We start from the raw sequence: 11,780 nt of genomic DNA, 5'->3' as shown, positions 1-11,780 counted from the left end.
CGACATGAACAGTTGGACCAGTCCCACCGGTCCCACCCCGCCGATCGTGCTGTCCGGCGAACAGCGCGACAACCCGCCCAGGTTCAAGGCCGCGGCCGTGCAGGCGTCGCCGGTCTACCTGGACGCGACCGCCACCGTGGCCAAGGCGGTCGACCTGATCCGCGAGGCCGCCGCCAACGGCGCCGAACTGATCGTCTTCCCCGAGGTGTTCGTGCCCGGGTATCCGTACTGGAACTGGACGATGAACCCGGTCCAGGGCTCGCCCTGGTTCGAACGCCTGTACCGCTCCTCGGTCGACCTGCCCGGCCCACACGTGAACGCACTGCGCGCCGCCGCCCGGGCGGCCGGCGCGGTGGTGGTGATCGGCGTCAACGAGCGCGGCTCGCACAGCATGGGCGTGCTCTACAACACCATGTTGACCATCGACGCGGACGGCGAACTGATCGGGGTGCACCGCAAGCTGGTGCCCACCTGGGCGGAGAAGCTGACCTGGACCGGCGGCGACGGCAGCTCGCTGCGCGTGCACCCGACCGGGATCGGCCCGCTCGGCGTGCTCGCCTGCGGCGAGAACACCAACACACTGGCCCGCTTCACCCTGCTCGCCCAGGGCGAACTCGTGCACGCGGCAAGCTACATCGCATTGCCGGTGGCACCCGCCGACTACGACATGGCGGACGCCATCGCGGTGCGCACGGCCGCGCACAGCTTCGAGGGCAAGGTGTTCTCGGTCGTCGCGTGCTCGACCATCTCGCCCGAGATCGTCGACGCGATCGCCGGCGACGACGCCGAGGTACGCAAGCAACTCGGCCGCGAACGCAGCGCGCTGTCCGGCATCTTCGGCCCGGACGGCCGCCCGGTCACCGAACCGCTGATCGACGACGAGGGCATCGTCTACGCCGACATCGACCTCGCCAAGTGCATCCAGCCCAAGCAGATGCACGACATCGTCGGCCACTACAACCGCTTCGACATCTTCCGGCTCGACGTGGACAACCGGCCCCGGTCGCCGATCACCTTCACCCACGACCAGACCCCCACCGCCGGCCCCACACCCGTCGCACCCGCCCCCGAGGAGGAGAAATGACCACCCAGGACGACAACATGCTCGGCCGGGCCCGAGTCACCGACACCCCGGAACTGAGCGCCTACTACGCCGAGTTGGCCGACCGTGCGGCCGGCGCGTTGTGGACCGTGGCGAACGAGATCGAGCCGTGGTACCCACAGCCCAAGTCGGTACCCACGTTGTGGCGCTACGCCGAACTGCGCCCGCTGGTACGCAAGGCGCTCGACCTGGTCAAGGCGGACGACGCGGGCCGCCGGGTGGTGATGCTGGTCAATCCCGGACGGCGCGACGTCAGCGCGGCGGCGGGCCTGCTGTACACGGGACTTCAGATCATGGGACCGGGCGAGTCGATGACCGCGCACCGGCACCAGGCCGCCGCGCTGCGGTTCGTGCTGGAGGGCACCGGCGCCTGGACCATCGTGGACGGCGAGAAACTCAAGGTCGGCGCCCGGGACTTCGCGATCACCCCGAACGGGACCTGGCACGAGCACGGCAACGAGTCCGCCGACGCGCCGGTGATCTGGCAGGACGGCCTGGACATCCCGCTGGTCAACGCGCTGGACGCGGGCTTCTACGAGGTGCACCCGGACCTGTACCAGGTGCCCGGCAAGGTGGTGAACAACTCGGTCCTGACCTACGGCGGCAACCTGGTGCCGTACGGCACCGAGCGGTGGACCCGACCCTACTCGCCGCTGCTGGCCTGGCCGTGGGAGCCCACCTACCAGGCGCTGCTCGACCTGGCCCGGGCGAGCGAGGGCTCGCCGTACGACGGCGTGATCATGGAGTACACCAACCCCGCCACCGGCGGCTCGGTGATGCCGACGATGAGCGCGCACATCCAACTCCTGCGCGCCGGACAGGCGACCAAGGCCCACCGACACACCGGCTCGGTCGTCTACACGGCCGCCAAGGGCCACGGCGTCTCGATCGTCGGCGGGCAGCGCTTCGAGTGGCACGAGGGCGACGTCTTCGCGGTCCCGGCCTGGGCCTGGCACGAACACGCCAACCTGGACCCGGCCGACGACGCGGTGTTGTTCTCCTTCAACGACTTCCCGGTGATGCGCTCGCTCGGCTTCCACCGCGAAGAGGCATACCCGGACAACGACGGGCACCAGCCGACCCCGTGAGACCGGATCGCCCACCGGGGCAACGAACCCCGCGACCTTCGACCCCACACGACGAACCCGGGCGGCGCGACCGCGCCGCCCGGACGCAAGGACAGTGAGGACACCCCCATGCGCCTGGTCACCTACACCGTCGACGGATCGTCGTCCCGCCTGGGCGCCGAGGACGGTGCCCACGTACTCGACCTGTCCGCACTCGCCGCCGCCGCGGGCACCGAACTCCCCGGTGATCTGCTCTCGTTCATCCGTGCCGGCGCCGAGGCCCTGGACACCGCGCGAGACCTGCTGGCCGGCGACCCGGCGGCCCGACCCGCCGGCGCCGTGCACGCGAGCGCCGACGTGCGGCTGCTGGCACCGCTGCGGCCCGGGAAGATCATCGGCATCGGGCTCAACTACGTCGAGCACGTGGCCGAGTCCAACCGCACCCTGGACACCGCGAAGGAACTCCCCGAGCGCCCGGTGCTGTTCGGCAAGCCCGCCACCGCCGTCACCGGCCCCGGCGCGCCCATCCTGCACAACGGCGACCTGACCCGACAGCTCGACTGGGAATGCGAACTCGCCGTGGTGATCGGGCGGACCGCGTACAAGGTGAGCGAAGCCGATGCCTGGGAGCACGTGTTCGGGTACAGCATCATGAACGACATCAGCGCGCGCGATCAGCGCCGCTCCGGGCAGTGGTTCTTCTCCAAGGGCCAGGACTCGTATGCCCCGTTCGGCCCCGCCGTGGTCACCGCCGACGACATCCCGGACGCGCAGGCGCTCGACCTGTCGCTGCGGGTCAACGGCGACATCAAGCAGAAGTCGAACACCCGGCACATGCTTTTCGACATCCCGCGCCTGATCGCCGACATCTCCTCCGGGATGACCCTGGAACCGGGCGACGTGATCTCCACCGGATCGCCCTCCGGCGTCGGCGCGGCCCAGGTCCCGCCGCAATTCCTGCGGCCCGGCGACGTGGTCGAGGCCACCGTCGAGCGGATCGGGACGCTGTCCAACCCGGTGATCGACGCCCGCTGACCCGAGCCCGGCCCCACCACTCGAACATTCCGCACCACAGGAGGACCTCCGTGCGCCGACACCCCTACCGCATCGGCCAGATCGTGCCGAGCTCGAACGTCACGATGGAAACCGAGGTACCCGCGATCCTGCGGGCACGTGAGACGGTCGCGCCGGAGCGCTTCACGTTCCACTCCAGCCGGATGCGGATGACCCACGTCACCCCCGAGCAACTCAAGGCGATGGACGCCGATTCCGATCGCTGCGCGGTCGAACTCTCCGACGCGCGGGTGGACGTGCTCGGCTACGCGTGCCTCGTGGCGATCATGAGCATGGGCCTGGGCTACCACCGGGTCGCCGAGGAGCGGCTGCACGGTCGCACCATCGACAACGGCGCGCCGGCGCCGGTGGTCACCAGCGCCGGCGCGCTGGTGCACGGGCTGCACACCATCGGCGCGCGCAAGGTCGCCCTGGTCGCGCCGTACATGTTGCCGCTGACCCGCACCGTCGTGGAATACCTGGGCCACGAGGGCATCGAGGTGCTCGACTTCGAGGCGTTGGAGATCCCGGACAACCTCGACGTGGCCGCACACGACCCGTTGCGCCTGCCGGGCATCGCCGAGCGGCTCGAATACGCGGACGCGGACGCGGTGGTGTTGTCCGCGTGCGTGCAGATGCCGTCGCTGGCCGCGATCGAGGAGGCCGAGCAGCGACTGGGCAAGCCGGTCGTCTCGGCCGCGGTGTGCACCGTGCACCAGATGCTTCGCGCGCTGGACCTGCCCGCCTTCGCGCCGGGCGCCGGCCACCTGCTGTCCGGCAAGTTCGCGGACGCACCCCTCGAAGCGGCCTCGGCGAGCTGATTCCGGCGGGCGATCCTGCAGAGCCCGTCGTTCGGCGTGGCCACCCCCGATCGGGGCGGCCCGGCGCGGGGTCCATGAGGGCGGTGTGGGGGAACGGCGCGGCCGAGTGGTTCGGGGGTGGGCCGATCGCCGCGGCGTGTCGGGGTCGGGGCGATTCGCCCGCTTCGACCAAAGATCGGCGCGGTGGAATACTGGCACGCCGTTCCCCACGGAAGGAGGCCCTGGATGGGCTTCGGGCCCAAGTCCATGGCCGCGCTCGGCAAGGCGATCACCGGCCGTGATCTGCCCGCTGCCGATTCCGCGCGGGCAGTCGGGTCACCCGGGATCCGCCGGGTGTTCCAGGGCCGCAACCGGGCGGACATCCTGGTCGTGCTCGTCGCGATGGCCGCCGACCTGCTCGGCTACGCGGTCACCGTGCGCGGTCCGGGGCCTGCGGAGACCGCGGCCAACCTCGCGTTCCTGATCGCGGCGGCGCTGTGCCTGATCGCGCGTCGACGCGCCCCGTTCCCGGTGCTGCTGATGGTGCTGGTGCTTCAGATCGGCCTGAACCTGACCAGCGACATCGGGCAGCGGTTCGGCTTCGTGTTGGCGATCGCGCTGTACACCGTCGGGCTGTCCTGTCGGCCCAGGACGATCGCCCTCGCCATGCTGCTCACCCTGGCCGCCCAGACGTCCGGCTATGCCGACGCGGACATGCCGCTCTTCTACACCTTCAGCGGCGACCTCGTGGCGACCATGCTGGTCGTCGGCGCGAGCGCCGCGGTGCGGCACTGGCAGGCCCAGGTCGAGGTCAACCGGGAGTTGCTTGCCGAGCGGGCGCTGACCGAGGAGCGCCGGCGGATCGCCCGCGAACTGCACGACATCGTGGCGCACCACATCACCACGATGCACCTGATGTCCGGCGGTGCCCGGGCCGGCCTGGACCGCGACCCGGACGGCGCGCGTGGCGCGCTGCTCACGCTGGAGGCATCCGGGCGGGTCGCGCTGGACGAGATGCGCCAACTGCTCGGCGTACTGCGCAGCGACAAGGACCCGGAATCCGCGCCGTCGGCCCCACAACCCGGCGTCGACGACCTGGACCGGCTGATCGCCGAATCCTCCCTGGCCGGCCTGCCGACCGAGCTCCAGGTGGTCGGCACGCGCCGCGAGTTGTCCCTGACGGTCGGCCTCACGCTGTACCGGATCACCCAGGAGGCGCTCACCAACGCCCGCAAGCACGCCGGCAGCGCGGCGATGGCCCGGGTGCGGCTGGAGTACCTGCCGACGGCGGTCGCGATCGAGATCCGGGACGACGGCGGCGGCGAGCACCTCGGCGGCGGCTACGCGACGACCGGCGGTGGACACGGGCTGGTCGGGATGCGCGAGCGGGTGGCCGTGCACGGCGGGTCGTTCGAGGCCGGGCCGGTTGCGGACGGCGGCTTCCGGGTCGCGGCGAGCATCCCGATGACGGCGGTGGAACCCGCCGTGCCGGCGGCTGCGGAGCCGGTTCCGGCAGAGCCCGTCGCCGAGCCCGCTCTCGCTTCCGCGACGCCCGTGGCCGCGGTCGTTCCCGCGGCTCTCGCGCACCTGAGCGCACCCGAGATCGAGGTGCTGCGCCTGATCGCGACCGGCAGGGCGCGCGACGAGATCGCCGAGGCGATGCGGGTGGACGGCGCGACGGTCGAGCGCCACGAGCGCGCACTGTTGGGCAAGTTGGCACTCCGGGATCGCGCCCAGGCCGTGGTGGTGGCCTACGAATCCGGGCTGGTCCGGGTCGGCCGCCCCACCTCGCCGCGCTGACGCGGGCGGATTCGCGGCGGTGCGCGCGCGGGGCGGGCGTCGGCACTTGTGCGTTCGCACCAAGGGTCGCTCTCGGGTTCGTCGTCACGGCCATGAGCGGGAGCGCCGGCTCCGCGTAGCGTGCCGGTACGCCCCGCCCAGCCCACTGCGAAAGAGGTCCCATGACCGCAACCGTCGACGCCGCGTACTGGAACGCCCGCCTCGCCGAGCTGACCGTCGAATTCGAGGTGCCCGGCGCGAGCCTGGCCTTTCTGCACGAGGGCGAGGTGCACTCCTTCGCCGCCGGAGTCCTGAACAAGGACACCGGGACGCCGGTCTCCACCGACTCACTGTTCCAGATCGGCTCGGTATCCAAGGTCTGGACGGCGACCCAGCTCATGCTGCTGGTCGAACAGGGTCGACTCACGCTGGACACCCCGGTCGTCGACCTGCTGCCCGAGTTCAAGGTCGCCGACGCCGAGGTGACCAAGACGGTGACCGTGCGGCACCTGCTGACGCACACCTCCGGTATCGACGGCGACCTGTTCCTGGACACCGGGCGCGGCGACGACTGTCTGGAGAAGTACCTCACGGCCTGCGCCGACCTCACCCAGAACCACCCGATCGGCGAGTCGTTCTCGTACTGCAACTCCGGCTTCGTGATCGCGGGGCGCATCATCGAGCGGCTCACCGGCAAGAGCTGGGACGAGGCGCTGCGCGAGCAGATCTGCGAACCCCTGGGCCTGACGCACACCTGGACGCTGCCGGAGGACGTGCTGCGGTTCAGTGCGGCGACGGGGCACGTCGAGGACGGCAAGCCGACGCCGGTATGGGGCCTGCCGCGGGCCATGGGGCCGGCCGGGCTGATCTGCGCGCGAGCGAGCGACGTGGTCGCGTTCGGGCGCGCCCACCTGGGCACCGACCTGCTGGCCGCGCCCGAGGCGATGGTCGTGTCGCAGGTGCGCCTGCCGAACCCGTACACGCTCGCCCCGGAGTGGGGGATCGGTTGGATCCTCGACGAGTGGTCCGGACACCGGGTGATCATGCACGCGGGCAACACCATCGGCCAGGCCGCGATGCTCTGGGTCATCCCGGACACCGGCACGGTGGTCTGCCTGCTGGCCAACGGCGGCGAGACCGCCGCGCTGCAGCGGGCCCTGGGCCGCGAGCTGTTCGCCGCGCTGGCGGACGTCGAGATGCCGGAACTGCTCGGCCCGCCGGAGACGCCGGTCGACGTCGACGTCGCCCGCTACGTCGGAACGTACGAGCGGGTCGGCTGCCTCGCCACGGTGACCGTGGAGGAGGACGGCAGGTTCCACCTGCACGTCGAGGTCACCGGCGAGCTGGCGGACATCTCGCCGGCGATGGACTGGGACCTGATATCCGTCGACGAGACCACGTTCGTGGGCCGCCGCGAGGGCAGCCCGCTCTGGGACAGCATGGTCTTCTACGAACTCGCCGACGGCTCGTCGTACCTGCACATGGGCGTACGCGCCACCCCGAAGACGGCCTGAGTCGTCGCAATGCCGGTCACCGCCCGGGTGGATCCCGCGCGGTGACCGGCGAAGCCGGGCGCGGGCCCTTCGCGGAGGAACGGACCGCAAGAGACTCCGCCGGGTGGTGGCGGCGGGGGTCCGGGTTTACGGTCGAACGAGTGGGCGAATATCGCCCGGGTGGGCGGCCCGCCGCCCCTTCGCCGGACGGCGCCGCGTCGGACGCGGCCCTCGGCAGCGCAGGACCCGAAGGATCCGCAGGGCGAAGGATCCGCAGGACTCGCAAGACGGCGTAGGACGCATCATGGCGAACCCGCACGCGACACCCCCGCAGGCCGCCGCCGGATCCGGGCGAAGCGGCGCCACCGCCGCCGCATCCCCACGAAGCGGCGGCAGTGGTGCCGCGCTCGCGGTGATCGCCTCGTGCCAGTTGATGGTGGTCCTGGACATCACCATCGTGAACATCGCCCTGCCGCACATCCAACGCTCGTTGGAGTTCTCCACCACCAGCCTGTCCTGGGTGCTCAACGCCTACACGCTCACCTTCGGCGGCCTGTTGCTGCTCGGCGGGCGAGCCGGCGACATCCTGGGCCGCAGGCGGGTGTTCGTCTTCGGCGTGTTGCTGTTCGTGATCGCCTCGCTGCTCGGCGGACTCGCGCAGAGCGCGCCGGAACTGCTCGCCGCGCGGACCCTGCAAGGTGTGGGCGGCGCCATCGCCTCCCCGACCGCACTCGCGTTGATCACCACGACGTTTCCCGAAGGCCCGGCCCGGAACCGGGCCTTCGGCGTGTTCGCGGCGGTCTCCGCCGGCGGTGGCGCGATCGGGCTGCTCGCCGGCGGTGTCCTGGTCGAATGGCTGGACTGGCGGTGGGTGTTCTTCGTCAACGTGCCGATCGGCCTGCTCATCGTGCTGGCCACGCCGCGCTACATCAGGGAATCCGAGCGCCATCCCGGCCACTTCGACCTGCTCGGCGCGCTGACCTCCACGCTGGGCATCGGCTCGCTCGTCTACGGGTTCATCCGCGCCGCCCAGGAGGGATGGCGGGACGCCCTGACCCTGGGCGCGTTCGCGGCGGCCGCCGTACTGCTCGTGATCTTCGTGTCCGTCGAGCGCAACTCCAGGCAGCCGATCACCCCGCTGGCGATGTTCGCGGACCGCAATCGGGCGGGCACGTACGGCATCATGTTGTGCCTGGCCGCGGCGATCTTCGGGATGTTCTTCTTCCTCACCCTGTTCGTCCAGGATGTCCTGGGCTTCAGCCCGATTCAGGCCGGCCTGGCCTTCCTCCCGATCAGCGCGGTGGTCGCGGTCGGCGCCGGCTTCTCCTCCCAGCTCCTGCCGCGCTACGGACCCAAACCCTTCATGGTCGTCGGCGCCATCCTGGCGGCGACCGGCCTCGCCTGGCTGACCCGTACCGACGTACACAGCACCTACGCCGGCAGCATCCTGGGCCCGACGCTGATCTTCGGCCTCGGCATGGGCATGCAGTTCGTGTCGCTGACCCTGATGGCCGTCTCCGGCGTCGCCCGCCACGAAACCGGCGCCGCCACGGGCCTGCTCAACGCCACCCAGCAGGTGGGCGGTTCGCTGGGCCTGTCCATCCTGGTCACCGTCTTCGGCACGGCCAACCGCAACGAGGCGAAGGATCAGGTGCCCGAGTTCCTCGCCCAGGCGAGCCCCGCCGAGCGGGCGAACTTCGAGCGCACCGGCGTGCTGCCCGCGCCATGGAGTCACCAGGTGCTGACCACCGGCATCTCCACGGCCTTCGTGACGGCCGCGATCTTCGCGGTGATCGCCGTGGTGATCGCCGTGTTCGTCATCCAGGTACGCGCCTCGGACCTGGAACGACTGCGCGGCGACGGCCCCCCGGGGGCGGGTGGCTGACCGCCCGAGGGCGGCCGGGCACGTGCCGTCGGAGCGGGTCGGGTCTTCCCTCGTGGGTGGCCGCGTACCCGTTCGACCACCGTCCACGGGTGCCGACGCGCAGCCTGACCTGCGCGGATGGACCATTCGGCACCCACGGCCCGGAGCAGGCGCCTTCCTCGGGCATCGGCGCCGGACGCGCCGGCGGGGGATGCGGCGTGGTGGCTCAGCCGCCGAGTGCGTCGGTCACCAGTTTGAAGACGGTGTCGGCCAGGGCGCAGGTGTCCAGCGTGGAGCCGCCCTTGTCCGACTCCTGGTTGACGTCCAGGCTGATGAGTTGGGCGTCCCACGCCGTGCCGGATGTTTCGCGGACGTAGGTCAGCGACGCGATGCAGAACGATGTCTTTCCACTGTCGGACAGTTCGATGCCGTTCATGCCGCGCACCGAGATCGGCTTGGCGCCTGCGGCCACCTGCTCGGCGTCCCGCTTGTAGGTGATCGCGACGGTGTAGGTCGAGTCGCCGTTCACCAGCTTGACCGAGCAACGGTAGGGAAGGTTGCGGCTGATGCCCTGGTACGTCCAGCCCTGGACCTTGGGCGCCGACGCGTCGATCGAGTTGCACGGGTCCTTGCCGACGAGTGTGTGTCCGGTCGGGGCCGTTGCGCGCGGCGCCAGTTTGGTGACCTTCGGGGCGATGAGGACCGCGTACGACTTGGCGGTTGCGCAGCCCTCGGCCCACGGTGCCTGGTCCGACCCCTTGTTGGGGTAGTGCTGGTTGACTTGCACCGCCGCCCCGAACCCGCTGTCCCCGAAGGGGAGGGTGACCGTGCAGGTGTTGGCAGACGCGGACACCTGATCCTGGAAGAGTGCGACGCCGTCCACCGTGACGGGTGTCAGCTTGGCGCGTTCCTGGGCGGTGAGCAGGACGCCCAACTCGACCCGGAACCGCACACTCAGGTCGGTCGCACCGCCGTTGTTCGCCACGATCTGGCACTCGGTGAACTTCTGCGCCTGGCGTGCCGTCTCGACGACGACCGAGCCGAAACGCTTCGGGAACTCACGGTCGAGCATCGCGCAGGGGTCGGTCGCCCGGATCTGCGACATGAGCGGGACGGTCGCCTTGCGGGCCTCGGCTTCCTCGAAGGTGGCCGGGATCGCGTCGGCTCTCGCCCCGGATCCGCCGGCGGGTGGGGCAGCGGGTGAGGTCGAGTCCCGTTTCGCGTTCGGGTCGGTAGCGGGGTTCGTTCTCGTGTCCGACTGGCCGCTCGCGGCGCCTTTCCTTTTGTTCCCCGAGTCGTCGCCTTCCGTCCACTGGATGGCGAGGGCAACCGCAAGTGCCGGCGCGACGACGGCCGCGACAGCGCCGAGGACGAACTTGCGGCGCCGGGCTGCCGGCTCGGGCGCGGGCGCCGAGCCGGGCAAGACAGGGGCTGGGGGCATCATCGGAGGCACGCGCGGACGTGCCGGGATACCGCCAGGGGCACCATCCCCGGCACTGCCGTCGGCCCCGATCGCGGCCAGGCGTTCGCGTACCTCCACCGCGCTCTGCGGCCGGTCCTCGGGCGCCTTGGCCAGCAACGCGAGAATCAGTTGCCGCAAGTCCTCCGGCAGCCCCCGACGCTCCGGACCCGGCGGACGAGGCGGCGTGGTCAGGTGCTGCATGGCGATGCCGTACATGGACTCGGCGTGGAACGGCGGCTGCCCGTCGACCAGGGCGTACAGGAGGCAGCCCAGTGAGTACAGGTCGCTGCGGTGGTCCGCCTTCTTGCCGCCCGCCTGCTCCGGGGACATGTAGTGCGGGGTGCCCAGGATCGCGCCGGTAACCGTCATCGGCGTGTGCCCGGCGTCCGGTTCGACGATCCGGGCGATGCCGAAGTCGAGCACCTTGACCGACCCGTCGGCGCACAGGAAGACGTTGGCGGGTTTGATGTCGCGGTGGACCACGCCGCGCGCGTGCGCGTGTTCGAGCGCGATGCACACCGCGCTGCCCCAGGCCACCACGTCGGCGACCGGCACCGGAACTCCGGTCATGAGACGGGCATTCAGCGCGGTGCCGGCGAGCAGTTCCATCACCAGGTAGGGGGTCATCCGCCCGCCGACCTCGGCCCGCCCGAAGTCGTGCACGGTCACGATCGCCGGGCTGCCCAGCGCACCCACGATGCGCGCCTCGCGCTCGAAGCGGTCGGGTGCGCCGCCGGAGTTCGCGGCGTACGACAACAGCTTGACCGCGACATCCCGCCCGATGCGCTCGTCGCGGCAACGCCACACGTCGCCCATCCCGCCACTGCCGATACACACGACACAGCGGTAGCGGCCGTCGAGGAGCAGACCTTCCACGGTGAATCCCCCGTTGTGGTTTGGGCACGCCCGTCGCGGCCGCGCCGCGATCAGGGTACGGGCACCGCAAGAAGCCCTCTCGGGCACTGGGGCGCAGCGTCCCAGGAGCCGATGCCTGCGGCGAACTCGCGGTCTCCGCCTCGGTCGATCCGGCGCGGGCCGCCGCCTCGATTCGGGTCACGTCGCCGCGTCCCGCCTCTGGGAGCGGCGCACCGACGGATGCGCGCAGGGCCGGCGCATGGAGAGGAACGAGATGGAAGCACTCGTGCGCACGGCATCGGGGA

The 11,780-nt window shown here is 71.0% G+C and carries 8 protein-coding genes; 7 read left to right on the top strand and 1 reads right to left on the bottom strand.

From position 1 onward, the window contains the following. Positions 1–4 precede the first annotated feature (4 nt). The 7 genes from ABZ374_RS11920 (at position 5) to ABZ374_RS11890 (ending at position 9,179) form a co-directional block, all read left to right on the top strand. Positions 5–1,084, top strand: coding sequence for a carbon-nitrogen hydrolase family protein (locus tag ABZ374_RS11920; RefSeq protein WP_360309693.1), 1,080 nt, complete (start codon positions 5–7; stop codon positions 1,082–1,084). After that, positions 1,081–2,190 (top strand): cupin domain-containing protein, encoded by a 1,110-nt coding sequence (locus ABZ374_RS11915; RefSeq protein ID WP_360309691.1) that lies wholly within the window; start codon positions 1,081–1,083, stop codon positions 2,188–2,190. Before ABZ374_RS11920 ends, ABZ374_RS11915 begins: the two co-directional genes overlap by 4 nt. Positions 2,191–2,298: 108 nt before the next feature. After that, the gene (locus ABZ374_RS11910; protein WP_360309689.1) at positions 2,299–3,204 is read left to right on the top strand and encodes a fumarylacetoacetate hydrolase family protein; all 906 of its coding nucleotides are present in this window, start codon (positions 2,299–2,301) and stop codon (positions 3,202–3,204) included. A gap of 50 nt (positions 3,205–3,254) precedes the next feature. After that, positions 3,255–4,043 carry an Asp/Glu racemase gene (locus tag ABZ374_RS11905; RefSeq protein WP_360309687.1) on the top strand — a complete coding sequence of 263 codons (789 nt, stop codon included), beginning with the start codon at positions 3,255–3,257 and terminating at the stop codon, positions 4,041–4,043. Between the two features lie 225 nt (positions 4,044–4,268). Beyond that, positions 4,269–5,822 (top strand): histidine kinase, encoded by a 1,554-nt coding sequence (locus tag ABZ374_RS11900; protein ID WP_360309685.1) that lies wholly within the window; start codon positions 4,269–4,271, stop codon positions 5,820–5,822. A gap of 161 nt (positions 5,823–5,983) precedes the next feature. After that, positions 5,984–7,315 (top strand): serine hydrolase domain-containing protein, encoded by a 1,332-nt coding sequence (locus ABZ374_RS11895; RefSeq protein WP_360309683.1) that lies wholly within the window; start codon positions 5,984–5,986, stop codon positions 7,313–7,315. A 283-nt stretch (positions 7,316–7,598) separates the two neighbouring features. Then, on the top strand, positions 7,599–9,179 hold the full coding sequence (locus ABZ374_RS11890; protein WP_360309681.1) for an MFS transporter: 1,581 nt from the start codon (positions 7,599–7,601) through the stop codon (positions 9,177–9,179). Positions 9,180–9,384: 205 nt separating this feature from the next. On the opposite strand, the gene ABZ374_RS11885 is transcribed toward ABZ374_RS11890, so the two are convergent. Beyond that, entirely contained in the window at positions 9,385–11,496 is a 2,112-nt protein-coding gene (locus ABZ374_RS11885; RefSeq protein WP_360309679.1) for a protein kinase, read from the bottom strand. Positions 11,497–11,780: the final 284 nt, after the last annotated feature.

Source organism: Embleya sp. NPDC005971 (assembly GCF_040629175.1).
Lineage (GTDB): Bacteria > Actinomycetota > Actinomycetes > Streptomycetales > Streptomycetaceae > Embleya.
This window is presented reverse-complemented; position numbering and strand designations above follow the sequence as displayed.